We start from the raw sequence: 24,642 nt of genomic DNA on the forward strand, positions 1-24,642 counted from the left end.
ATAGGATCGCGCCGTGTCGAAGCGAGGTCCGTACGCGAAAGGCTCGGCGAAGCGGCACGAGATCCTCGATCGAGCTCTCGAGGTCATCGAGCGCGAGGGGTACAACAGCATCTCTGCGCGCGAGATCGCACGCGAGTCGGGGCTGAGCCAGGCCGGCCTCCTGCACTACTTCAAGACGAAGGAAGAGCTCTTCGTCGAGGTCGTGCGACGGCGCGACGACGCCCTGTTCGACGAGTTCGACGGGCGGGACCCGATCGAGACGCTCGTCGAGAGCGTCCGGCGCAGCGCGGACAGCCCGGGTCTCGCGCGGCTCTTCGCCGCGGTCAGCGTCGACAGCACGGACGCCCAGCACCCTGGGCACGCCTACTTCGCCTACCGCTATGCCCGGCTGCGGTCGCGTCTGGCCGAGTCGGTGCGGGACCGCCAGAGCCGCGGCGAGTTCTCCGCCGACCGGGACCCGGATGCAGTGGCCGTAGCCCTGCTGGCGCTCGCCGACGGCCTGCGGGTCCTGTGGCTGCTCGATCCGACGATCGACGTCGTTGGGCGATTCATGGAGTCCTGGGAGCTCATGCGGCGGGACTGAGCCACGGCTCGTCGTCGTCCTGATCGTTGCTGGACGCGGCGGAGGGTGATGTGGCGTGGGGCGGGGTGGGAGTAGCGTTCGCCTCGCGCCGCGATGACGTCGATGTCGATGATCGGGTGGAGGACGGGATGGCCAAGAGACTGCCGCCCCCCGGGCCGCTGGCGGCCGGGCAGCACCCCGGCTGCGACACGTCGGGGATGATCCTCGTCCACCGGATCTTCCGTTGGCTGTATCGGGAGCTTCCTGAGCTGGTGCGCGAGGTCGAGCCCGGCGACACCGCGCGCTCCGCGGTCGTCGGCCGCTACGCCCACCTCGACTTCTTCGCCCTGCACATGCACCACGAGACCGAGGACATGGTGCTGTGGGACCGGCTGGTCGCGCGCGAACCCGCCTGCACCCTGCACGTCGGTCAGATGCGAGCCCAGCACGCCGAGGTCGCGGTCCGGCTCGCGCGGATCGAGCCACAGCTCGAGCCCTGGGTGGGCACCGCCGATCCCCGGCTTCGCGACGCCTTCGCCGCCGACATCGAGGAGCTCCGCGACCTGCTGTCGGCGCACCTCGGGCAGGAGGAGGACGACATCCTCCCTGTCGCCGGGGAGGTCATGTCGCAGCAGGAGTGGGACTTCATGGAGGAGCACACGCGCGCCACTCTCATGGCCCACCGCAAGGAGCTCGGGAAGGACGTCCTGGCGCTCCAGCTCGGCCTGCTGATCGCGAGCGTCCCCGAGGCCGAGCGAGAGGAGTGGGTCCGTGCCAACGTGCCCGCACCGATCCGGGTCCTGTACCTCCTCCTCATGAAGCGGAGATACGACAGCGCCATGCGGGAGCTCTACCCCGACCGACCCGTGCCCACGATGGTGTGACGCGGCGACCCGAGGCGGAGGAACTCATGTGGCGACGCGTGACGCTCGACGTCCACCTCGATCACCCGCCGTCGCGCGTCTACCCGTACCTCGCCGATCCCGGTCGGTGGCCCGAGTTCGCGCCCGCGGTCGACTCGCGTCGCCCGTTGGACGGTGGTCCGCTCCAGGTGGGGAACCGGTGGGCCGCTGTCGACCGCATCGGCCCGTTCCGTATCCGGTTCACCGACGTGCTCGAAGTCGTCGAGCCCGACCGGCGGGTCGTGTGGCACTCGACGTCGCCGTGGAACTCTCGCGTCGAGTACGTGTGCACGCCCGACGCCGGGGGCACCCGCGTCCGTGCCGACTACGGCGGCGACGTCGCCTCCTGGCTCCGGCTGGTGGCGCTCCTGCCGACGTTCGTGCTCGCGCGGATCCTGCTGCGCGACTTCACCGGCCTCCGCCGCGTGCTCGAGGCAGCTGACCGGGCGCGTGCGTCCGGCGGGTGACTGGCGCACCCGCCACCACGGCGGACCTCGGTCGCGGATCGCCGAGGTGAGGCGCCCCTCGCCAGGACAGGTCGAAGACCCGGGCGTACGGTCGCCTGGAAGGCCCGTCCGACGGGCGTCTCTCGGAGGAGGACACAGGCATGAGCACCGACACCCCGCTCCCGGACGACGAGACGCGCGAGCACGCTACAGAGCCGGCCGAGGGTGCCGAGGGGACTGCGGCGACGGACGGAGCCGACGTGCGTGAGCACGCCAGCGAGCCGGCCGAGGGTGAGGACGTCTGACCCGCTCAGCGGACCATGCTGTGCCCGTACTCCGGTGACAGGCGCGCCTTGACGCTCAGCAGCGTCTCGATGATGAAGTCCTCCCGACCCGCCAGGCGGCTGATCGGCACGGCGACGCTCACGCCGTCGACAGCCGGGCGGGCGAACGGGAGCGCCACGCCGAAGCAGCGCACCCCGATGCAGGACTCCTCGCTCTCCGTCGCGTAGCCGAGCCGCGCCGCGTCGTCGATGATCTCGAGCACCGAGTCCCGGTCGGTCACCGTCTGGGCGGTGATGCGCGCGATCGAGTGGGGCACGAGCTCGGCCCGGACGTCGGCGGGTCGCTCGGCCAGGATCGCGCGTCCGAGGGCGGTGGAGAACGCCGGGAGGCGGCGGCCGACGGGGGAGTGCATCCGCAGCGGGTGCACGGATTCCCGCTTCGCGGTGTAGATGACCTGGTTGCCGGCGAGCCGGCCCAGGTTGACGGTCTCCTCCGTCGCGCCCGCGATCTCGTCCATGATCGCGGCTGCGCGCGACAGCACCGGGTCGCCGGCGAGGTAGGCGGAGCTGACGACCAGGGAGTGGATCCCCAGCTGGTAGACGCTCCCGGTCTGGTCGGTCTCCAGCCAGCCGCGGTCGGTCATCGTCTTCAGGAGCGCGTGCAGGCTGCTCTTGGGGATGTTCAGGCGCGTCGACAGCTGCAGCTGGGTCCCCGGCCCGCCCGCGGCGATCTCGTCGAGCAGGTCCAGTGCGCGTGCAGCGGACTTCACGGGGCCGGCGGCGCCGAGCGTGGCGGTGGGGTTCGCGGACTGCATCGCAGACGCCTCCTGATCGTCCGGGCGTCTCGCACGCCCGGGGCTTCGCCTGACTGTACTCGGTCGTCCACATATATGGACGGACTTCTCTCCCTTGACCATGGAACTGGGTCACGTGTACGTTCTCGATTCACATAGACGAACACAGTTCATAAATCGAGGAGCACATGTGATCCAGGTCCGGTATTCGACGTCGCCGTCGAGCGTGGAGACAGCCCGCGCTGCGGACCTGCGGGAGAACTTCCTCGTCGAGGACCTGTTCGAGACCGGTGAGGTGCACGCCGTCTACACGCACGACGACCGGATGGTCATCGGGGGAGCCGTCCCCGGACACGATCGCCTCGAGCTGCCGGCGTGGACCGAGGTGCTCGGCGTCGAGTCGCACCTGGAGCGTCGTGAGCTCGGTGTCGTCAACGTCGGGGAGACCGGTCACGTCCTCGTGGACGGGGAGAAGTTCGAGCTGGGCCACCTCGACGGGCTCTACGTCGGTCGCGGCAGCGAGGTCGCCTTCACCGGCGCCGACGCCGCCTTCTACTTCGTGTCCGCGTCCGCGGGCGCCACCTACCCGACCACGGCGCTGGTCCACGGCGACGTCGACGGGGTGCCCATCGGCACCGCCACGGGCGCCAGCGAGCGGACGCTGTTCCGCTACGCCTGGGGCTCGGAGCTCGAGACGGCCACCCTGCAGTTCGGCGTCACCGTGCTCGCCGACGGCTCGGTGTGGAACACGCTGCCGCCGCACCTGCACGACCGCCGCACCGAGGTCTACCTGTACGTCGACCTGGCCGAGGACAGCCGCGTCTTCCACTTCCTCGGCAAGCCCGGCGCCACCCGGCACCTCGTGATGCGCAACCGCCAGGCCGTCATCTCGCCCCCGTGGTCCATCCACGCCGGCGCCGGCACCAGCTCGTACGCCTTCATCTGGGCGATGTCCGGCGAGAACACGCAGTACACGGACCTCGCGCCCGTCGCGCTGGAGGAGCTGTGACCAGCTCGCCCTTCGACCTGTCCGGCAAGCGTGCCGTCGTGACCGGTGCCGGTCGCGGGCTCGGCCAGGGCGTCGCGCTCGGCCTCGCGCAGGCGGGCGCCGACCTGGTGCTCGTCGGCCGCCCGGACAGCCAGACCGACACGGAGAAGCTCGTCCGCGACCTCGGTCGCGAGGTGTCAGTGGTTGAGCTCGACCTCGCCGACCACGCGGCCGTCGCAGCGGTCGGCGCGCAGATCTCCGCCGAGCACGAGGTCGACATCCTGGTGAGCAACGCCGGCATCATCGACCGCCACGACGCGGTCGACGTCACCGAGGACTCGTGGAACGCGGTGCTCGACGTCAACCTGTCGGGACTCTTCTTCCTCACCCAGCAGCTCGGCCGGCCCATGGTCGAGCGCGGGCACGGGAAGATCGTCAGCATCGCCAGCCTGCTGTCGTTCCAGGGTGGGATCCGGGTCGTCTCCTACACGGCCAGCAAGCACGGGGTCGCCGGCCTCACCAAGGCCCTCGCCAACGAGTGGGGACCGCGCGGCGTGCAGGTCAACGCCATCGCACCCGGCTACATGGCCACCGACAACACCCAGCCGCTGCGCGACGACCCCGACCGCGCGCGCTCGATCCTCGAGCGCATCCCGGCAGGTCGGTGGGGCACCGCCCAGGACGTCGCCGGTGCGGCCGTGTTCCTGAGCTCCCCGGCGGCCGACTACGTCAACGGGCACGTCCTCGTCGTGGACGGGGGCTGGATGGCGCGCTGACCGAGCTGGCACTCCCGACGTTCCTGACGCCGCCCCCGCGGCGTCGCGCACCACCCTCTCGGAATTGTCCCGCCGGAGTTTCTGGCACTAGAGAAGAGGATCAACGATGATTCGCAAGTCTCGCCCCGCCCTTGCGCTGATCGGTCTGTCGCTGGCATCGATCGCCCTCGCGGGTTGCACCGAGGCGTCCAGCGCCGACGACGGTGGCGCCGCTGCCGCCGGTTCCTGCGACCCCGCCGACGTCAAGCTCGTCGGCCAGGTCCGCAACGAGTCCAACCCCTACGAGGCCTCCTGGCTCGACGGCGGCGACGCGTTCGCCGAGTCGGTCGGCCTGGAGCAGCAGCGGCTCACCTACGACGGTGAGTCCACCAAGCAGCAGGAGCAGATCCGCCAGGTCCTCGCGGGCGACACGGACTGCCTGGTGCTCAACGTCCTCCCGAACGGGGACGCCGACACCAAGCCGATCGTCGAGGCCGCCAACACGGCCGGCGCGTTCCTGGTCACCCAGTGGAACAAGCCCGCCGACCTCAGCCCCCTCGACTACGACACCTGGCTCAGCCACATCACCTACAACGGCGTGGAGTCGGGCAAGCAGATCGGCGACGCGCTCGCCGAGGCGATCGGCGGCGAGGGCGGCATCATCGCGCTGCAGGGCATCCTCGACACCGGGGCGGCCAAGGACCGGTTCGCCGGCCTGGAGGAGTCGCTCGCCGAGAACACGGGCGTCGAGCTCCTCGACCAGCAGACCGCGAACTTCTCCCGCCAGGAGGCGCTGGCCGTCACCGAGACCCTGCTGACCAAGCACGGGGACAAGGTCAAGGGCATCTGGGCCGCCAACGACGACATGGCCCTCGGTGCCCTCCAGGCCCTCGAGCAGGCCGGCCGCACCGACGTCGCCGTGGTCGGCATCGACGCCGTCCCGGACGCGCTGACCGCCATCAAGGACGGCACCATGACCGCGACCGTCTCGAGCGACGGCCCGTGGCAGGGTGGCATCGGCCTGGCGATCGGCTACTGCGTGGCCACCGGTGAGCTCGCGGTCGAGGACATCGCCGACGACAACCGCGCGTTCTTCGCCGAGCAGTTCCTCATCACCGACGACAACGTCGCCGACTACCTCACCCCGAAGACCGACCCCGCCGACTTCGAGTGCGACAACGTCTTCAACCGTGTGGCAGGTCCGCTGTCGTGACCGTGACATCCCCCGCCGAGGTCGTCGCGGCGCGCCCCCAGCCTCGGCGGGGGGTGTCCTTCCGGGACGCCGGTCCTCCGATCGCCCTCGTGGTGATCGTGATCGTCTTCTCCCTGCTCAGCTCGCAGTTCCGCACGCTGGGCAACTTCCAGAACATCCTCGACGCGGCCTCGGTCCTGGCCGTCGTCACGTGCGGCGCCACCTTCGTGCTGCTGATGGGCTCCATCGACCTGTCGGCCAGCGGGGTGATGGCCGCCTCGGCCATCGCCGTGGCGCTGCTGGTGGAGAACAACCGCAACGGCAACGACTTCGGCTTCCTCGGCATCGTGATCGCCATCGCCCTGGGCGCGGCGCTCGGGTGCCTGAGCGGGGTCCTGCTCATGGCGCTGAAGGTGCCCTCGTTCATGGTCACCCTCGGCGTCTCCGCCATCGGGCTCGGGATCGCGATCCTGATGTTCGCCGGCGTCCAGCCCAACATCGCCGACGCCGCCCTGGAGAGCTGGGCGACGGACCGGCTGCTCGGCTTCACGTACCTCACCTGGATCGCGGCGGCCTGCGTGCTCGTCGGCTGGCTCATCCAGCGGTACACCCGGCTCGGTCGGTACGCGTTTGCGATCGGCGGTGCCGAGGAGGTGCTCACGCTGTCGGGTGTCCGGGTCGCGCCGTACAAGGTCGCGGTCTTCACGCTGGCCGGTGCGTTCTACGGGCTCGGCGCGGTCATGGTGACCAGCCAGCTCGGTGCCGGGCTGGTGCAGGCCGGTGCCGACTTCACCTTCTCCTCCATCACCGCGGCCGTCGTCGGCGGCACCCTGCTGACCGGCGGCCGGGGCGGGGTGCTGCACTCCACCGTGGGCGTGCTGCTCATCGTGGTCCTCACCAACGGCCTGGTGCAGATCGGGGTCAGCCCGTACTGGCAGGGTGGCGTGCAGGGACTCATCGTCGTCATCGCCGTGGCGGCGGCCGCGCTGCCGCTGCGGCACAGGAACCAGGTGGTCAAGTGAGCATCGAACTGGCGAACCAGCCGAGTCCCCTCTCGCCGGCCCTCGAGGTCCGCGGTCTGGTCAAGCACTACCCGGGCGTCAAGGCGCTCGACGGCGTCGACTTCTACGTCAACCAGAACGAGGTGCTGGGCCTGGCCGGCGAGAACGGCGCCGGCAAGTCGACCCTGCTCAAGGCGCTCGTGGGGCTCGTCCGGCCCGACGCGGGACAGATCTACGTGCGCGGCGAGAAGGTCAAGATGCGCAGCGTCGTCGACGCCGCGAACCACGGTGTCGGCATGGTGTTCCAGGAGCAGTCGCTGGTCCCCAACCTCACGGCTGCCGAGAACATCGTCCTCGGCAGCGAGGGGCCCGGCGTGCGTCGCGGCCTGTACCGCTGGGACACCATGCGCAGGCTCGCGCAGGAGCAGCTGGACAAGATCGGGTCGACCATCGACCCGCTGGCCCGCACGGACACGCTCACCTTCGCCGACCGGCAGATGGTCGAGATCGCCAAGGTGCTGCGCATCGAGCAGCGCACCACGTTCGCCCCGGTGATCATCCTCGACGAGCCGACGTCGGTGCTGGAGTCCGGTGAGGTCGAGACGCTGTTCACCCAGATCCGCCGGTTGCGGGAGTTCGCCTCCGTCATCTTCGTCTCGCACCGTCTCGACGAGGTGCTCGAGGTGTGCGACCGGGTCACGGTGCTCCGCGGCGGGCAGTCCGTCGGGGACGTCGCCACGGCCGGTGCCGTCCCGGGCGACCTGCACCGCCTGATGATCGGGTCGACCGGGTCCGACGACCACTACCACGACAACTCCATCGAGCGTCCGGCCGGTGAGCCCCGGCCGCGGCTCACCGTGCGCGGGCTGAGCGGTCCGTCGTTCCGGGACGTGGACCTCGACATCGCCGAGGGGGAGATCCTCGCGATCGTCGGCGTCCACGGGTCGGGGCGCGAGGACGTCTGTCGCGCGCTGTTCGGGGCGGAGGAGACGCTCGCCGGCGAGGTCACCCTCGACGGGAAGAAGCTCGACCTGTCCGGCAGCCGCGCGGCGTGCTCCGCCGGGGTGGGCTACGTGCCCGCCGAGCGCAAGATCGAAGGCATGGTCGGCCCGATGTCGGTGGCCGACAACATGACCCTGACCAAGCAGGGGGTCCGGTGCGTCGGGCCGCTGGTCATGCCGGTCAGGCAGGCGTCGGTCGTCGACAGCTGGATCGCACGGCTCTCGATCCGCACGCCGCACCGGGGGACCGCCATCCAGCGGCTCTCCGGCGGCAACCAGCAGAAGGTGGTCCTGGCCCGCTGGCTGGTGGGCGGCGACATCCGGCTGCTGCTGCTCGACCACCCCACCCGGGGTCTCGACATCGGCGCACGCTCCGAGGTCTACAAGCTCATGCGCGAGCTGGCCAACACCGGTGTGGCCACCCTGCTGCTCGCCGACAGCCTCGAGGAGGCCATCGGCATGGCCGACCGGATCGTCGTGATGAGCGACGGCCGGATCACCGCCGAGGTCGCGTGCCCGTCGGGCGGCAAGCCGACCCCGCTCGACCTCGTCAAGGAGATGGTGTGAGCACCCCCGTCATGACCAAGCCCGCGCTGGACACCCCCGTCAAGGGCGGGCCGACGCTCGGCTCCCGCCTGACGTCGTTCATGCCGGTGATCGCGCTCGTGGCCCTGGTGGTCGCGCTCGCCGTCGCCGACCCGGGCTTCCTGACGGAGCGGAGCCTGACCGCGGTGATCAACACCGCGGCGCCGCTGGCGGTGCTGGCCACGGGCGCCACGATCGTGGTGCTGTGCGGCGGCATCGACCTGTCGATCGCGGCTCTGGCCTCGCTGTCGAGCGTCTTCCTCGCGCTGTGGCTGCCCAGCCTGGGCGGTCTGAGCACGCTCGCCGTCGTGGGCGTGGCCGCCGCCATCGGTGCGCTCCAGGGCACCCTGCACGTCGTCCTGCGGATCCCGTCGTTCATCGTGACGCTGGGCGGGATGAGCGTCTTCGCCGCGATCGCCCTCGTGGTCTCCTCGGCCGGCACCGTGCCCGTCACCGACGACACGTCGATCAGCTGGGCGAACCTGTACGTCGCGGGCCGCGTGCCGACCGCCGTCGTGGTGGCCGTCGTCCTGGTGGCGGTGCTGGCACTCCTGATCAAGGTGACGCCGCTGGACAGCTACATCAAGGCGACCGGCTTCTCGGAGGCCGCCGCCCGGTTGGGTGGCGTGCCGGTCGACGCCGTCAAGATCGGGGCGTTCTGCGTCTCGGGCGCGTGCGCCGGGCTCGCGGCGGTGCTGCTGGTCGCGCGCAACTACAGCGGCAGCCCCACCGTGGCCGACTCGCTGCTGCTGCCCGCGGTCGCGGCGATCGTCGTCGGCGGCACCGCGATCACCGGGGGCCACGGCAGCCTGTGGCGGACGCTGGCGGGGGCCCTGGTGGTCACGCTGCTCCGGGTCGGGCTCTCGACGGTCGGCGTGTCGTCGGCCTACGAGCAGATCCTCTACGGCGCGATCATCATCGTTGCGGTGGCGCTGACCCTCGACCGGTCGAAAGTCCTGGTCATCAAGTAACTGTCTCCTTCGCTCCACGTCTCCTGGAAGGCCACCATGTCGCTCGACAGCTCCACCCTCCTGCCCGCCGTCCGCGCGTTCCTCTCCTCGCCCAAGCAGCTGCTGATCGACGGCGAGTGGGTGGACGCCAAGGACGGGAAGACCTTCGCCACCGTGAACCCGTCGACCGAGGAGGTCCTCGTCCAGGTGGCGCAGGCGTCCGCGGTGGACGTCGACCGTGCGGTCGCGGCGGCGCGCAACGCCTTCGAGGCGCCGTCGCCGTGGTCCCAGTTCACGCCGCGCGACCGCTCGCACCTGCTGTGGCGCATCGGCGACCTCATCGAGGCCCACGCCGACGAGTTCGCGCAGCTCGAGGCGCTGGACAACGGCAAGCGGGTCGAGGCCGCCCGGGACGGGGACGTCGCGACGGCAGCGGAGCTGTTCCGCTACTTCGCCGGGTGGGCCACCAAGATGGAGGGCACCACCATCCCGATGTCGGTGCCGGGACGTTCGTTCCACGCCTACACGCGCCGCGAGGCGATCGGCGTCGTCGCGGGCATCGTGCCGTGGAACTTCCCGCTGCTCATGGCCTGCTTCAAGATCGTCCCTGCGATCACCGCGGGGAACACGGTCATCCTGAAGCCCGCCGAGCAGACGCCGCTGACCGCGCTCCGGCTGGGCGAGCTGCTGCTCGAGGCGGGCCTCCCCGCCGGTGTGGTGAACATCCTGCCCGGCTACGGCGACGCCGGAGCCGCGCTGGTGGACCACCCCGGCGTGGACAAGGTCGCGTTCACGGGCAGCACCGAGGTCGGCAAGAAGATCGCGGCCGCCGCCTCGGTGAACCTCAAGAAGGTGTCCCTCGAGCTCGGCGGCAAGGCGCCGAACATCATCTTCGCGGACGCCGACCTCGACGCCGCGATCGCGGGTGCCGTCCTGGGTGGCTACTTCAACGAGGGCCAGTGCTGCGTCAACGGCTCCCGGCTGTACGTCCAGCGCGCCGTCTTCGACCAGGTGGTCGACGGGGTCGCCGCGGCGGCCCGCGCGATCACGGTGGGCGACGGGTTCGAGGCGGGTGCGCACATGGGCCCGCTCGTGTCGCAGGAGCAGTTCGACAAGGTGCTGGGCTACATCCGTGGCGCCGTCGCCGACGGTGCGGTGCTCAGCGCCGGCAGCGCCGACCCGGCCCGCGACCGCGGCTTCTTCGTCAGCCCGACCCTGATCACCGGGGTCACGGAGCAGATGGCGGTGCAGACCGACGAGATCTTTGGTCCCGTCGTGACCGCGATCCCGTTCGACACCGAGGACGAGGTCGTCGCGGCCGCCAACAACACGGTGTACGGCCTGGCGGCCGGGGTCTGGTCGAACAACATCGGGACGGCCCACCGCGTCGGTGCGCGGCTGCGCGCGGGCACGGTGTGGCTCAACACCTGGCACGCCGACGACGTCACGCTGCCGCGTGGCGGCTTCAAGCAGTCCGGGTGGGGGCGCGAGCTCGGCTCGTTCGGGCTGGACGACTACACGGAGCTCAAGACGGTCATCGCCGAGCTCCGGTGAGGCGTTCCACCGCCGGTTGACGCCGGCGCGCCGCAGGCACGACGGGGGGTCCGTCGTGCTTGTTCGCGCGCCCGGAAACAGCACGTGAATTCACGCATATGAACCACAATCAATTTCTGTTCACAAATCAGGATCAGGTTCTTGCATATGTGCAATATCCGACAGTACGGTCCCTGAAGACGTGACCCGCTGGTGCACCGCCGGATCCGTCCTGAGTCGATCTGAGTCCACGATCAAGGGATCAACGATGAACCTGCGACGCCGATCTGTTCGTCCTCGACCTTCGGTACTACGCCTCGTCGCGCTGGCTGCCGCGCTCGCCGTCGCCGTCCCGGCGGCCGCCGCCCCGGCAGCCGCGGCCGTCGACGACGACGTCCTGAAGGTCCTTCTCTTCTACAAGCCCAACTTCCACGCCTCGCACGTGCAGGCGCGTCAGGCCGTGCGCGACCTGGCGACCGAGCTGGCCGGCGAGTACGACCAGACCCTGGAGATCCAGGAGACGGAGGACCCCGCCGCGTTCACCACGGCGAACCTGGCCACGGTCGACGCGATGGTGTTCGCCCAGACCGGCGGCGTGCTGTTCGACGCAGCCCAGCGCGCCGCGCTCGAGGGCTACATCCGCGGCGGTGGCGGGTTCATGGGGCTGCACTACACCGGCTGGTCCGTGGGGCAGAGCGAGCACGACGTCAACCCGTTCTACGCCCGCCTCGTCGGCGCGATGTCCGAGGGGCACCCGGAGAACCCCGCCGTCCGCCCGGGCCGCGTCGTCGTGAGCGACGTGCAGCACCCGCTGACGGCCGGCGTCCCGACGAGCTTCACGCGCAGCGACGAGTGGTACGACTGGACGGTCAACCCCGCGCCGGACGTGCGCACGCTCCTCCTGGCCGACGAGGCGTCGTACGGCGGCGGCCGGCAGGGCACCTCGCACCCGATCACGTGGTGCCAGGAGATCGACGCCGGCCGGTCCTGGTACTCCGCGATGGGCCACGAGGGCACCGCGTACTCCGAGCCGGTCATCCGCACGCAGATGCGCAACGGCCTCGCCTACGCCTCCGGGCTGCTGCAGGCCGACTGCTCGGCCCCGTCCAAGGAGGCCAACGGCGCCTGGAGCGACGTGACGCCGTGGCCGCTGATGCCCATCAACATGGCGCTCACGTCCGACGGGACCGTGCAGTCCTTCGGCAGCGTCGGCGGCTGGGGCACGGACGCCGCGCCCTACGACTGGACGGGCAACAGCTCGATCACGCAGGGCGGCCAGATGGAGGTCGACGTCTGGGACCCCGCGCAGGAGCGCACGCTCGCGAACCTGCGCACCGGGATCCTGCCGAACACCACGTACACCGACCTGTTCTGCTCGATGCAGGTGCAGAACCCGCACGACCACTCGACGATGACGGTCGGCGGTGACGACGGGCTGGGCGGCAACGCGCCCAACGACGCGGCCATCGGCGTCACCAGCTACACCACCAACAACGGGCTCCAGAACGAGGCGCCCATGAACTACCCCCGGTGGTACCCGACCGGGACGACCATGCCCAACGGCGACATCGTCGTCCAGGGCGGCAGCCTCCGCGGCGGGCCGGGCGGACCCGGCGTGCTCACGCCCGAGATCTACACGCCGGACGAGGGCAGCGGCTGGAAGACCCTCGACGGGGCCCGGAGCCCGGCGGCGTACGGCGACGGCGGCGCCGACCACGCCGGTGCGGACGAGAACCGGTGGTGGTACCCGCGGGCGTTCGTGACCCCGGGCAGCGGCACCCTGTTCAACATCAGCGGCACGCAGATGTTCGAGCTCGACCCGAGCGGCAACGACGGCACCGGCGAGCTGACGCTGCGCGGGACCCTGCCGGCCGCCATCGCCAACCAGGGCGCCGGCGGCAACCCGGTCGGCGCGACCTCGACGGCCACGATGTACCGGCCGGGCAAGATCCTGCAGGTCGGCGGCGGCTGGTGGGGCAACGGTGGCGGCCCGGACGGTGCGCGCGCCGGCTTCACGGTCGACATCACGGGTGGCGCGGCCACGCCGGTCATCACGGCGACCGAGCCGATGGCCTTCCAGCGCCACTGGGCGACCTCGACCGTGCTGCCCGACGGTGACGTGCTGATCACCGGCGGCGGCCGGGAGAACAACGGCAACGGCGGCTACGTCACGAACGCCGAGATCTGGGACCCGGAGACGGGGCAGTGGACCACCGTCGCGGCGCCCTACGAGCACGCCCGGCTGTACCACTCGGCCGCGCTGCTCCTGCCCGACGGTCGCGTGATGGTCGGCGGCGGCGGCGCACCTGGTCCGCGGAACTACACGGACGTCGAGTACTACTCCCCGGCGTACCTGTTCGACGGCGAGGAGCCGGCCCAGCGACCGGAGATCACCGACGCCCCCGAGGCCATCGGCTACGACGGCACGTTCGGGATCGGGACGTCCGGCGACGTCTCTCGCGTGACCCTGGTCCGCAACGGGTCGGTGACGCACGGCTTCAACAACGACCAGAACTTCCAGGACCTGGAGTTCACCCAGGTGCCCGGCTCGGGCGAGGTCACCATCACGGCACCGCAGGACGGCACCTACGCCCCTCCGGGCGCGTACATGCTGTTCGTCTTCGACGCGGACGGCACTCCGTCGGTCGCCTCGATCGTGGACATCGACCCCGAGGTCGCGATGGACAAGCGGACCCCGCAGGTCGTCGACCAGTTCGAGTACCCGCGTCTGCCCGCCGACTGGCGCGGCGGCAACCCCGCCGCGGTCATCGACGTCGCAGCGGGCAACGGCCGGATGGCGCCGTGGACCGTCGACAACCAGGTGCAGCTCGTGCGTGGCACGGCACCCGGCCAGGGTGGCCTCGGGCTGACCGGCTACCACGTGGCTCTCGGCGGCTCCGGCAGCCTCGAGCGCACGCTCACGGGTCTCGAGCCCGACCGGGAGTACCGGGTCTCGCTGCGCTACGCACGCGACAGCCGGTCGGCGGCCGGGTCGGGCCCCGGGACGGCGGCACTGTCGGTCGGCAGCCTGAGCACCACGCTCACGGCGACGACGGACACGCCGTCGCAGAGCAGCGGACCGATCACCTTCGGCACGTACGTCGGGACCTTCACGGCCTCGGCGCGCACCGAGACGCTCACGCTGGCCGGCGCAGGTGCGGGCCTCGTGATCGACGACCTCGTCGTCATCGGCGTGGACCCGGGCGTCGGCGACATCCCCGTCCACTACGAGTTCGAGGAGGGCGAGGGGACGGCGGCGGCCAACACCGGCACCGACTCCACGGTCGGCGCGGCGACCCTGACCGGCAACGCCGGCTGGTCCACCGCCGGTGCCCTCGGCGGGGCGCTCGACCTGTCGGGCGGCTCCAACGCGAACGCCGTGGACCTGCCGGACAACCTCCTGCAGGGCGAGGATAACTTCTCCACCTCGTTCTGGGTGCGTCCGGACACCAAGGCGAACTGGATCGGCCTGTTCCACCTCGGCGACGGGCTGGAGGGGGCGGGCAGCTTCTTCCAGATCCAGATGCAGACGCAGGCGGCGGGGAACACCGGTCTGGCGGCGACCTTCAAGGCGAAGGGCAGCGCCCTGCAGGAACGCGTCTACGCGACGCCGACCAAGGACGTCGTCGCCAACCAGTGGAACCACGTGGCATTCACCCGCCAGGGTGCGACCGGCACGCTGTACCTGAACGGAGTGGCGGTTGCCAGCCGCACCGACCTCACGATCGACATGGCCGACGTCGGGCCCACGTCGAACAACTGGCTGGGCCGTAACGGGTTCCCCGACCCGGCGTACGACGGGCTCATGGACGACGTCCGCCTCTACACGTCCACGCTCTCGGCGGACGACGTGGCGGCCCTGTACGACGACGGCACCGCGCTGCGCACCACGACGACGCTCACGGCCGACCCGGCCTCGCCGTCGCCGTTCGCGGAGCCGGTGGCCTTCACCGCGACGGTCGAGGGTGAGGACGACCAGCCGGCCAGCGGCACGGTCGCGCTGTGGGTCGACGGCGTCGCCGTCGGCTCGACGGTCACCCTGGCGGCCGGGACGGCCACGTTCCCCGGGGTCACCCTGACCCGGGGCGACCACCAGGTCGAGGCCCGGTTCACGGCCGCCGACGGATGGCGGGACTCGACCGGGACCCTCACGCACACGGTCCAGGGGCCACCCCCGGGATCGGGTGTGCCCATCCGGTACGCGTTCGACGAGGGGACCGGCGCCACGGCCGCCAACAGCGGTCTGGACCAGTCGATCGGGGCGGCGACGCTCCAGGGCAGCACCGGCTGGGCAGCGGGGGGCAAGTTCGGGCCCGCGCTGTCCCTGCCCGGCGGTGGCTCGGCCACGGGCAACCACGTGCGGCTGCCGGACGACGTCCAGGCGGGCATGGACGACGAGTTCAGCCTGTCGGTGTGGGCGCGGCCCGACGTCCTGCCGGCGTGGGTCCCTCTCGTGCAGATCGGCAGCAGCACGGACACGTTCTTCCTGCTGCAGTCGAACACCAGCGCCGCGGGTGCCACCGGCTTCGCCGCGACCTTCAAGAAGGCCGGGGCCGCCAACCAGGAGCGCCTGACGCTCGGCGGGGGCAACGACCTCCCGCTGAACCAGTGGACGCACGTGGTCTACACGCACAGCGGCACCACCGGGAAGATCTACTTCAACGGTGAGCTGAGGGGCACCCGGACCGACTTCACGCTCGACATGAGTGACGTCGGGGTCGCGGGCAGCACGACCGCCAACCTGATCGGCGGCACCAGCTGGCCGGACGGACGGTTCGACGGTCTGGTCGACGAGTTCCAGATGTTCGGCTACGCGCTGACCGAGGAGCAGATCGACGGCCTGTTCGCCGGTCCGCCGCCCTCCAACACCGCTCCGGTCGGGGTCGCCGACTCCTACACGGCCAGCGAGGACGATGCCCTGTTCGTCGCTCCACCGGGCGTCCTGGCCAACGACACGGACGCCGAGGGCAACCCGCTCACGGCGACCAACGCCACCCAGCCGAGTCACGGTGACCTGCTGCTGGCGGCCTCGGGGTCCTTCACCTACACCCCCGACGCCGGGTTCTCCGGCACGGACACCTTCACGTACACGGCGAGCGACGGGACGCTCAGCTCGCCGCCCGTGACGGTGACCCTCACGGTGGAGGCGGACGTCGACCCCGGACCGGTGACCACCACGGTCGCGGGGACGGCGAAGACCTTCACCTTCGGCAAGGCCGGTGCCGTCGTCGCGACGGTCACCCCGGCCACGGCCACGGGGACGGTCACCGTGCTTCTCGGTGACCGGATCATCGGGTCCGGCGCGGTGTCGGCGGGCTCGGTCACGATCCCCTTGCCGGCGAAGTCCCTGCCGACGGGAGATCACGAGCTCGCTCTCCAGTACTCCGGGGACCCGACCCACGCGGCCTCGACCGGGACCGTGCCGGTGACGGTGCGCAAGGTCCTGCCGGTCATGGAGGTCAAGGCGCCCGCCGAGGTGAAGAAGGGGAAGCGCCCCACGGTCAGCGTGACGCTCCTGGCCCATGACGACGTGCTCGTCACCGGGACGGTCACCGTCGCGATCGCCGGCGGCGTCTCGATCACCGCCCCTCTGGTGGACGGCAGGGCGGCCGTCGAGCTCCCCAAGGCCACCACGGTCGGCGTGCTGGACGTCACCGTGACCTACAACGGCAGCAGCGTGGCCAGGAAGGTGGAGAAGACCCTCACCATCAGCGTCATCAAGTAGCCCGGTCGACGACGCGGGCCCGGAGGAAACTCCTCCGGGCCCGCGTCGTCGTGCTCTGCGATCGTCGTGCTCAGGCTCCGGTGTCGAGGGCGGCGACGACCCCGGCGCGGCTGGCGTCCTCGCTCGCCAGGACACCGCCGTTGGCGACGATGTCGGGCGTGATCTCGGTGAACACCATGCGGACGTCCTGACGACGGGCGCCGAGGAGCTCGACGGCGCTGTCGGCCACGGCCTGGGCGAAGGCGCGGCGCTGCTCCAGCGTCCGGCCCCGGAGCAGCTCGACGGTGATGTTGGGCATGGGGGTCCCTCTCAGGCGTTCGTCGGGAGCGTGGCCGTCCACATCCGCGACCATGGTTCGCTCATATGAACGTCATCCTAGGCGCGAGCCCTCTGCGGTTCAACAATGTGTAGCGAGTTCACATCCTTGACAGTGATTCGGCAGGCTGGTTCAGTGACGTTCGTCGACGGCGACAATTCGCCCCGGCTCGGCGACGAGATGAGGACGGATACATGGAGCGAGACGCCGGGATGGCGGACGGGGCCCCGAGGGGCAGGCGCCTCCTCGCGCGACTGGGCGCCGTCGTCGCCGCCTGTCTGGTGCTGGTGGGCGTGGCGACGCCGGCCCACGCGCACGTCACGATCACGCCCTCCACCACGGCGGCCGGCGCCTACGCCGTCCTCGAGCTGACCGTGCCCCACGGGTGCGCGGGCTCGTCGACCACGCAGGTCACCATCCAGATGCCCGACCAGGTGGCCTCGGTGTCACCGACCCGGCACGCCCTGTGGGAGGTGGACAAGACGATGGAGACGCTCGACCCGCCCGTCACCGACAGCCACGGCCGCCAGATCACCGAACGCGTCGCCTCCGTGACCTTCCGCACCGACACCCCGCTCCCCGAGGGCTACCGCGACGTCCTCGCGCTGTCGCTGCAGCTGCCCGACCTGGAGGGCGACACCCTGGTGTTCCCGACCATCCAGACGTGCGAGCAGGGTGAGGCTGCCTGGATCGAGGTGCCGGCCGACGGGCAGGACGGGGAGGACCTCGAGCTGCCCGCGCCGGCGTTCGTCCTCACCGCCGCGGACGGCGGCGGCCACGACACGTCCTCCGCGGTCGACACCAGCCTCGCGGCCGTCAGCACGGAGGGCGGCGCCGCGGGGGAGTCGAGCGCCGTGGACGCCTGGACGGTCGCGGCCCTCGTCGCGGGCCTGGCCGGTGCCGCGTTGGGTGCGACGGCGCTCGTGCTCCGGCGTCGCCGGACGTGACCGGACGCCGCTCGCCGGCACGGCTGCTGCTGCTGCTCGTCGGCGTCGCCGTCCTGCTGCTGAGCACGGCAGCCCCGGCGGGCGCGCACGCCACGCTGATCAGCAGCGACCCGGTCGAGGGCGCCGTCCTCGAGGCGGCCCCGGAACAGGTCCGGCTGACGTTCGACGAGGCGGTCGCCGCGGTGCCGGACGGCGTCCAGGTGTTCGACGCCGAGGGTGGTCCCGTCGCGTCGTCGGCGGCGGTCACCGGGTCCGAGCTGGCGGTCAGCCTGACCGAGCAGGTCGGGCCCGGGACCCTGATGGTGGTCTGGCGCGTGCTGTCGGAGGACGGCCATCCGGTCAGCGGGTCGCTCACCTTCTCGGTCGGCGCCCCCAGCGCCGACGTCACGCCCCCGCCCGCCGCCTCGACGAGCACGACCACGGCGCCCCTCGCGCTGAGCGTGGCTCGCTGGCTGGGGTACGCCGGGCTGCTGCTGTCGACGGGCCTCGTCGCGTTCTGCCTCCTCGTCGTGCCCGCGGACCAGCTCACCGGCCGGGTCCGGCACCGCCTCGTCACCGTCGCCCGCTCCGCGGCCGCCGTGACCGTGGTGGCATGGCTCGTCGGGCTGCCCCTGACCGTGATGTACCAGCTCGGGGTCGACACGGGCGCGTTGACCAGGAGCAGCACGTGGGCCGGCGTGCCGACGGCCGAGTACGCCGTGACCGCCGCGGTCGTGCTCGGGACCGCGACGGCCGTGGGGTTGCTCGGGTCTCCCGCCGCGTCGGGTCGTCTCCCGGCCCTGGTCGCCGGCGCGGTGGCGGTCGTGGCGCCGGCCTTCACCGGACACACGCGCGCGGCGACCCCCGAGGCGCTGGTGGTCGGCGCCGACATGCTCCACCTGCTCGCGGGCTGCATCTGGCTCGGCGGCCTGGTGGGTCTCGCGCTGGTGCTCCGTGAGCTTGCCGACCGCGGTGACGTCGGCGCCGTGGTGCTCGCCCGGTTCTCCGGTCTCGCGGCCGGCGTGGTCGTCGCCCTGGTGGTCGCCGGTTCCGTCCTCGCCTGGCGGATCGTCGGCTCCTGGGACGCCCTGGTGAGCACCGGCTACGGGCGGCTGCTCCTGGTCAAGGTCGCGTTCGCGCTGGCCGCCGTCGCGATCGCCGCGTGGAACCGGTACCGCCTCCTGGCCGCGCTCCGGGCGAGCACCCGGCAGCGCACGCGGCGTGCGGGCGCCGACCTCCTGGTGCGCGCCCTGGTGGCGGAGGCGTCCGTGCTCGTCGTGGTGCTCGCCATCACCGGGTTCATGGTCGACCGCAGCCCGCAGGCCGAGGCCTCGGCGGTCGGCCGGGAACGGAACAGCGTGCAGACCGCGACGCTCGGCGACGTCACCCTGCAGGCCAGTCTCACGCCGCTGACCCCGGGTCCCAACACGCTCACCCTCGAGCTGACCGACTCCTCCGGAGCGCCGTTCGAGGGGTTCGACGCACCCCGGGCGCGGCTCGCCTCGGACGACGTCGACCTCGGGTCGGTGGCGCTGACGAACGTCGGACCCGGGAGCTACACCGCCGACGTCGTGGTCCCGTCTCCCGGCACCTGGCGGGTCCAGGTCTCGTTGCGGACGAGCGAGTTCGACAACCCGGTGACGACCGTCGAGCTCCGGGTCGACGCACCCTGACGGGCCGGGCCCGACCGGCCCGCCTCGATCGACGACGACTCGTGCGGTGAGTTCCTCGCCGGTCGCCGAGATGTTCTCGCCAGGACGTCGGTCGGGACTTTGGTCCGTATCAGCAACCAGGACAAACCGGGTAGTCCTGGAGCGACTGAACAGCGGTCCAAGAGCATCCGTCGGCGGCCGCGAGCGCGTTCCGCCGATCACTGCGCCCACGCAGTCGTGGGCAAGGGCCCGGGGTCGACGACGACACCGGGAGTCCGGCAGGTGGAAGGAACCTCATGTCTGCACAACTGGTCGCGCAGTCCCGAAGTCGGAACGCGCGACGACGTCCCCACCGCCCGCGTGCGGTGCTCGCCTCCCTGTCGCTCTCCGTCGTCGTGGCGGCCATGATCCTTCCGGCCGGTCCGAGCGGCGCGGTCGGCGCTCCGGCCGTCCTTCCCGTGGCGCTCCCGTCCGGCCCGACGGACTCATCGACGGTGCCGCACTACTTCGGGCCGTGGCCCAACTGGGCCAACAGCCCGTTCACGCTCCCGGCGGCGACCGTCGCTATCACCGGTGATGGCGTGGGGGCTGAGGCGTCGGCAACCGTCGACCCGGTCTCGGGCGGGATCGCCGCCGTCGACGTGACGGCGTCGGGCAGCGGGTACACCACGGCGCCCCAGGTCACGATCTCCGGCGGCGACGGGACAGCGACCGCGGTCGCGACGATCGCGAGCACGGGTGCCGTGACCCGCTACGTCCTCGACGACCCGGGCGCCGGCTACTCCGGCTTCGCGGTCACGGTCGACGGCGGCGGAGGCACGGGTGCCACGGCGACCGCCACCGGCGGAGTGGACGCGGTCGTCCTCGCGGACGGCGGCACCGGGTACACGATGCCCACCGTCGAGTTCGACCTGCCCGCGATGCCGGACGGCACGCAGGCGAAGGGCCACGTGCCGATGATCGCGAACGGCGACGCGGTCGACGGCATGGACGCGAACGGTGTCATCACCGCTGTCGTCGTCGACGAGCCCGGGTCGGGCTACACGAGCGCGCCCGGCGTCGCGATCCACAACGGGACGATCTTCGACCCGATCGCCGGGGCGACGCCCGCCCAGGTCGGATCCACGCTCGCCCTCGTCGCCGTGACGCCGGACCAGCTGGGCGCCGACTACACGAGTGCGCCGACGGTGGTGGTGACCGACCCCGACGGTGCAGGTGCGGGCGCAGCAGTCAGCGCACGGACGTCTGTCGGTGCCGTCACCGGGATCGAGGTGACCCAGCCGGGCAGCGGCTATCTCACGGTAGGCATGCGCAAGTTCCAGGACGCGCTGCCGCTCCCGTGCGACCCGGCCGGTGCGGGATGCCCGTCCGACCCGTCGGCCAAGTTCCTGCCGGTCGCGGTCCCGCAAGCCACGACCTACGGCACCCAGGAGGCCGACGAGTACGTCATCGGACTCGTCCAGTACCGGTCGACGTTCAGCTCCGACCTGCCGCCGTCGCTCGTGCGCGGCTACGTGCAGCTCGAGACCGCCGCCAACGCAGCCGTCAGTCAGCACGTCCCGGTGGCCAACGAGCTGGTGGACGGCACCTCGGCGCCGGCGACGGACGCCAACGGCCAGCAGTACTTCGCCGTGACGAGCCCGCAGTATCTCGGCCCGATCATCGCCGCCACCAAGGACCGCCCGGTGCGGATCGTCTTCCGCAACCTGCTCCCCACGGGCTCGGACGGTGACCTGTTCCTGCCGACCGACAGCAGCCTGATGGGCTCCGGCATGGGCCCCATGGCGATGGCCGCCCCGGCCGACCAGGGGACGGTGCTCGACGGGGTGCGCAACCCGGAGTGCTCGCAGGACCCCAAGCCGGACCGCTGCTTCGCCGACAACCGCGCCACCCTGCACCTGCACGGTGGCATCACGCCGTGGATCAGCGACGGCACGCCGCACCAGTGGATCACGCCTGCCGGTGAGTCGACCGACTGGCCGCAGGGCGTCAGCGTGAGCGAGGTCCCCGACATGGCCGCGGCCGCCTGCACGGCGGACGACGACGGGTGCCAGACCTTCTACTACACCAACCAGCAGAGTGCGCGGCTGATGTTCTACCACGACCACTCGTGGGGCATCACGCGCCTCAACGTGTACGCCGGCGAGGCCGCCGGGTACATGATCAGCGACCCGACCGAGAAGGCCCTGGTCGACGCCAAGCTGATCCCGGGAGCGGGCGACACCGTCCCGCTCATCGTCCAGGACAAGACGTTCGTGCCCGGCGCCGAGCAGCTCGCGGCGCAGGACCCGACGTGGGACACCGACCGGTGGGGCACGAAGGGAAGCTTCTGGTACCACCACGTGTACATGCCCGCGCAGAACCCCGGCGACCCGGGCGGCATGAGTGCCTACGGCCGCTGGATGTACGGCCCGTGGTTCTGGCCGCCGGCCGCGGACACGACGTACGGACCGATCGCCAACCCGTACTACGACCCCGCCTGCAACCTCGACGTCCCGTCGACGTGGCAGTACGACGTGGACCCGTTCTGCGAGCCCGAGCTGATCCCCGGCACACCGAACATCTCGGTGGGCATGGAGCAGTTCAACGACACGCCGCTCGTCAACGGCGTGGCCTACCCGACGGTCACCCTGGACCCGAAGACCTATCGGATGCGCGTGCTCAACGCGGCGAACGACCGGTTCTTCAACTTCCAGTGGTACCTCGCCGACCCGACGCAGGGTGACGGCACCACCGAGGTGGCGCTCGACCCGGTAGCGCTCGCGGCCGCACAGACCGACCCGACGGTGTTCCCGACGCCCGTCGGCGCGAACACCAGCACCGCCGGGCCCGACTGGGTGCAGATCGCCAGCGAGGGCGGCTTCCTGCCGGCCCCGGCTGTCATCGACGGTCAGCAGCCGACGACGTGGATCACCGACCCGACGCGCTTCGACGTCGGGAACGTGGACAAGCACTCGCTGCTGCTCGCTCCTGCCGAGCGCGCGGACGTCATCGTGGACTTCTCGAAGTTCGCGGGCCGCACGCTCATCCTGTACAACGACGCGCCTGCCGCGTTCCCGGCCCGCGTGCCGTCGTACGACTACTACACCGGCGCACCCGACCTCAGCCCGGTCGGCGCACCGGAGATCATGCCCGGGTACGGGCCCAACACCCGCACCGTCATGCAGGTGACGATCGCGGCGGTCGATCCGGCTCCGGCCTTCGACCTCGTCAAGCTCCAGGCGGCGTTCAAGCACAACGCCCAGGGCACCGGCGTGTTCGAGTCCGGGCAGCACCCGGTGATCGTCGGCCAGGCCGCGTACAACAGTGCGTACGGGTCGTCGTTCGCCGCGAGCAGCAACTGCAACGCGAAGGGCTCGCCGCTGCAGAAGTGCGACGGACTCGTCCGCGTCAACGACACGACCGCCTTCGGGTTCAACACGCTACGAGGACAGGCGACGAAGTCGTCCGTCACGCTGCAGCCCAAGGCCATCCACGACGAGATGAACGCGACCACGTTCGACGAGTTCGGCCGCATGCAGGCCAACCTCGGCGTCGAGGCGCAGCCACCGACACCGGGGGCGCAGAACGTCACGCTGTACCCGTACGTCAACCCGGCGACCGAGATCATCGACGGCACCGCGCTCCCGAGCGCGGACGTGAAGGTGACACCGGTGTCGTCGACGTCGGACGGGATGCAGATCTGGCGGTTCACGCACAACGGCGTCGACACCCACCCGATCCACTTCCACCTCTACGACGTGCAGGTGCTCAACCGGGTGACGTGGGACAACATCATCATCCCGCCTGATCCGAACGAGCTGGGCTGGAAGGACACCGTCCGGATCGCTCCGCTCGAGGACACGATCGTCGCCCTGCGGCCGATCATCCCGAAGGTGCCCTTCGAGGTGCCCAACTCGGTGCGGCTGCTCAACCCGATGATGCCCGTGGGCTCGACCACGATGTTCAACAACGTCGACGTCCAAGGGAACCCGACCACGGCGATCCAGAACCAGCTGGTGAACTTCGGGTGGGAGTACGTCTACCACTGCCACATCCTCAGCCACGAGGAGATGGACATGATGCGACCGGTCAGCCTCGCGCTGCCACCGATCGCACCCGGTGCGCCGACGTTCACCACGACGGGCAACGGGAACAACCGGCGCATCGTCGTCACCTGGCTCGACAACTCGATCACGGAGACCGACTTCCTGGTGCAACGCTCCACGGACGGGTCGACGTGGAACACCGTGGGCACGCCACGGGTCCAGCCGCTCGTCGGCAACGACCACGGCACGCGCAACTACACCGATCCGACGTCGAACGCGTCAGCGGCGGCGCTCTACCGGGTCGTCGCGCGCAACGCGGTGGGTTACGGCGGGGCATTCCCGAGCCTGACGGTGCAGAGCACGTCCGCCTCGGCGGCCGTGAACGCACCTGCGGCACCGACCGGGTTCACGGCGACGCTGCAGGCGGGACCGCGAGCGGCGCTGGCGTGGAACGACGTGGCGAACAACGAGACCGGCTACGTCGTGCAGCGGTCGACGGGCGGAGGGGCGTGGACGCAGCTCGCGGCACTCCCCGCCGGCGCCAGGAGCTACTCGGACACGAGCGTCACGCTCGGATCGGCGTACTCCTACCGGGTGGGGGCCGTGAACGTCGCGGCTACCGTCCTGAGCCCCGCGGTGGACCTCACGGTGGCCGCTCCGGCAGCACCCGTGCCGGCCGCCACTGCGGCCCGTGTCAGCACCAACCGCGAGCAGGTCGCGGTGACCTGGGCGGACGTGACGGGTGAGTCCGGTTACACCGTCCAGTGGAGCTCGAACGGCACCACCGTCACGGGCTCGTCGACCCGTGCGGCGAACTCGACGAGCTACACCACAGGGAACCTCGCCATCCAGGTCTGGTACGTCCGAGTGGGTGCGACCAACGCGCTCGGCACCACCTGGTCCGGCTGGGTGACCGTCCCGGCGGCGCCGTGACGACGCCGACCGCATGACGGTGCGGCCGCACGAGCCACTCGTGCGGCCGCACCGGCGTCAGCGTCGGGA

At 71.1% G+C, this 24,642-nt stretch carries 17 protein-coding genes; 15 read left to right on the forward strand and 2 right to left on the reverse strand.

Features of this window, described 5'->3' with window-relative positions; translation table 11 throughout:
- Positions 1-13: 13 nt before the first annotated feature.
- From J2X26_RS08490 to J2X26_RS08505, 4 genes are all read left to right on the forward strand, one after another.
- On the forward strand, positions 14-583 hold the full coding sequence (locus J2X26_RS08490) for a TetR/AcrR family transcriptional regulator (RefSeq protein ID WP_307491411.1): 570 nt from the start codon (positions 14-16) through the stop codon (positions 581-583).
- A 128-nt stretch (positions 584-711) separates the two neighbouring features.
- Complete coding sequence (locus J2X26_RS08495; protein WP_307491413.1) at positions 712-1,446, forward strand: hemerythrin domain-containing protein; 735 nt, start codon at positions 712-714, stop codon at positions 1,444-1,446.
- A 26-nt stretch (positions 1,447-1,472) separates the two neighbouring features.
- On the forward strand, positions 1,473-1,931 hold the full coding sequence (locus J2X26_RS08500) for an SRPBCC family protein (protein ID WP_307491415.1): 459 nt from the start codon (positions 1,473-1,475) through the stop codon (positions 1,929-1,931).
- Positions 1,932-2,071: 140 nt separating this feature from the next.
- Positions 2,072-2,215, forward strand: coding sequence for a hypothetical protein (locus J2X26_RS08505; protein ID WP_307491417.1), 144 nt, complete (start codon positions 2,072-2,074; stop codon positions 2,213-2,215).
- Between the two features lie 5 nt (positions 2,216-2,220).
- On the opposite strand, the gene J2X26_RS08510 is transcribed toward J2X26_RS08505, so the two are convergent.
- Positions 2,221-3,009 carry an IclR family transcriptional regulator gene (locus tag J2X26_RS08510; RefSeq protein ID WP_307491419.1) on the reverse strand — a complete coding sequence of 263 codons (789 nt, stop codon included), beginning with the start codon at positions 3,007-3,009 and terminating at the stop codon, positions 2,221-2,223.
- A 169-nt stretch (positions 3,010-3,178) separates the two neighbouring features.
- Here J2X26_RS08510 and kduI point away from each other — a divergent pair, with 169 nt between their 5' ends.
- The 8 genes from kduI (at position 3,179) to J2X26_RS08550 (ending at position 16,718) form a co-directional block, all read left to right on the forward strand.
- Positions 3,179-3,997, forward strand: coding sequence for a 5-dehydro-4-deoxy-D-glucuronate isomerase (kduI, locus tag J2X26_RS08515; protein WP_307491421.1), 819 nt, complete (start codon positions 3,179-3,181; stop codon positions 3,995-3,997).
- Complete coding sequence (kduD, locus tag J2X26_RS08520) at positions 3,994-4,752, forward strand: 2-dehydro-3-deoxy-D-gluconate 5-dehydrogenase KduD (RefSeq protein ID WP_307491422.1); 759 nt, start codon at positions 3,994-3,996, stop codon at positions 4,750-4,752. Before kduI ends, kduD begins: the two co-directional genes overlap by 4 nt.
- A gap of 106 nt (positions 4,753-4,858) precedes the next feature.
- Positions 4,859-5,944 (forward strand): sugar ABC transporter substrate-binding protein, encoded by a 1,086-nt coding sequence (locus tag J2X26_RS08525; protein WP_307491424.1) that lies wholly within the window; start codon positions 4,859-4,861, stop codon positions 5,942-5,944.
- Positions 5,941-6,945 (forward strand): ABC transporter permease, encoded by a 1,005-nt coding sequence (locus J2X26_RS08530; RefSeq protein WP_307491426.1) that lies wholly within the window; start codon positions 5,941-5,943, stop codon positions 6,943-6,945. The genes J2X26_RS08525 and J2X26_RS08530 overlap by 4 nt, the downstream gene beginning before the upstream one ends.
- Positions 6,942-8,492, forward strand: coding sequence for a sugar ABC transporter ATP-binding protein (locus J2X26_RS08535; protein WP_307491428.1), 1,551 nt, complete (start codon positions 6,942-6,944; stop codon positions 8,490-8,492). Before J2X26_RS08530 ends, J2X26_RS08535 begins: the two co-directional genes overlap by 4 nt.
- Positions 8,489-9,481 carry an ABC transporter permease gene (locus J2X26_RS08540; protein WP_307491430.1) on the forward strand — a complete coding sequence of 331 codons (993 nt, stop codon included), beginning with the start codon at positions 8,489-8,491 and terminating at the stop codon, positions 9,479-9,481. The genes J2X26_RS08535 and J2X26_RS08540 overlap by 4 nt, the downstream gene beginning before the upstream one ends.
- Before the next feature lie 36 nt (positions 9,482-9,517).
- Positions 9,518-11,014, forward strand: coding sequence for an aldehyde dehydrogenase family protein (locus J2X26_RS08545; RefSeq protein ID WP_307491432.1), 1,497 nt, complete (start codon positions 9,518-9,520; stop codon positions 11,012-11,014).
- Positions 11,015-11,261: 247 nt separating this feature from the next.
- The gene (locus J2X26_RS08550) at positions 11,262-16,718 is read left to right on the forward strand and encodes a LamG-like jellyroll fold domain-containing protein (protein ID WP_307491434.1); all 5,457 of its coding nucleotides are present in this window, start codon (positions 11,262-11,264) and stop codon (positions 16,716-16,718) included.
- Between the two features lie 70 nt (positions 16,719-16,788).
- Here the strand turns inward: J2X26_RS08550 and J2X26_RS08555 are convergent, their stop codons facing one another.
- Positions 16,789-17,016, reverse strand: coding sequence for a tautomerase family protein (locus J2X26_RS08555; protein ID WP_307491435.1), 228 nt, complete (start codon positions 17,014-17,016; stop codon positions 16,789-16,791).
- A 212-nt stretch (positions 17,017-17,228) separates the two neighbouring features.
- Between J2X26_RS08555 and J2X26_RS08560 the strand changes: the two genes are divergently transcribed.
- The 3 genes from J2X26_RS08560 to J2X26_RS08570 all read left to right on the forward strand — a co-directional run bounded on the left by J2X26_RS08560 (position 17,229) and on the right by J2X26_RS08570 (position 24,573).
- Positions 17,229-17,981, forward strand: coding sequence for a YcnI family copper-binding membrane protein (locus J2X26_RS08560; RefSeq protein ID WP_307491437.1), 753 nt, complete (start codon positions 17,229-17,231; stop codon positions 17,979-17,981).
- Positions 17,978-19,633: a copper resistance CopC/CopD family protein gene (locus J2X26_RS08565; protein WP_307491438.1), complete on the forward strand. Its 1,656-nt coding sequence runs from the start codon at positions 17,978-17,980 to the stop codon at positions 19,631-19,633. The genes J2X26_RS08560 and J2X26_RS08565 overlap by 4 nt, the downstream gene beginning before the upstream one ends.
- 344 nt (positions 19,634-19,977) lie before the next feature.
- Positions 19,978-24,573 carry a multicopper oxidase domain-containing protein gene (locus tag J2X26_RS08570; RefSeq protein WP_307491440.1) on the forward strand — a complete coding sequence of 1,532 codons (4,596 nt, stop codon included), beginning with the start codon at positions 19,978-19,980 and terminating at the stop codon, positions 24,571-24,573.
- Positions 24,574-24,642: the final 69 nt, after the last annotated feature.

Origin of the sequence: Cellulomonas humilata (genome assembly GCF_030814415.1) — a bacterium.
Taxonomy (GTDB): domain Bacteria; phylum Actinomycetota; class Actinomycetes; order Actinomycetales; family Cellulomonadaceae; genus Cellulomonas; species Cellulomonas humilata_A.

Bases quoted from the DNA above. Each gene is read 5' to 3' on its own strand.
- J2X26_RS08495 (WP_307491413.1), top strand. From the start codon at position 712: ATGGCCAAGAGACTGCCGCCCCCCGGGCCGCTGGCGGCCGGGCAGCAC.
- J2X26_RS08500 (WP_307491415.1), top strand. From the start codon at position 1,473: ATGTGGCGACGCGTGACGCTCGACGTCCACCTCGATCACCCGCCGTCG.
- J2X26_RS08505 (WP_307491417.1), top strand. From the start codon at position 2,072: ATGAGCACCGACACCCCGCTCCCGGACGACGAGACGCGCGAGCACGCT.
- J2X26_RS08510 (WP_307491419.1), bottom strand. From the start codon at position 3,009: ATGCAGTCCGCGAACCCCACCGCCACGCTCGGCGCCGCCGGCCCCGTG.
- J2X26_RS08525 (WP_307491424.1), top strand. From the start codon at position 4,859: ATGATTCGCAAGTCTCGCCCCGCCCTTGCGCTGATCGGTCTGTCGCTG.
- J2X26_RS08545 (WP_307491432.1), top strand. From the start codon at position 9,518: ATGTCGCTCGACAGCTCCACCCTCCTGCCCGCCGTCCGCGCGTTCCTC.
- J2X26_RS08550 (WP_307491434.1), top strand. From the start codon at position 11,262: ATGAACCTGCGACGCCGATCTGTTCGTCCTCGACCTTCGGTACTACGC.
- J2X26_RS08555 (WP_307491435.1), bottom strand. From the start codon at position 17,016: ATGCCCAACATCACCGTCGAGCTGCTCCGGGGCCGGACGCTGGAGCAG.
- J2X26_RS08560 (WP_307491437.1), top strand. From the start codon at position 17,229: ATGGAGCGAGACGCCGGGATGGCGGACGGGGCCCCGAGGGGCAGGCGC.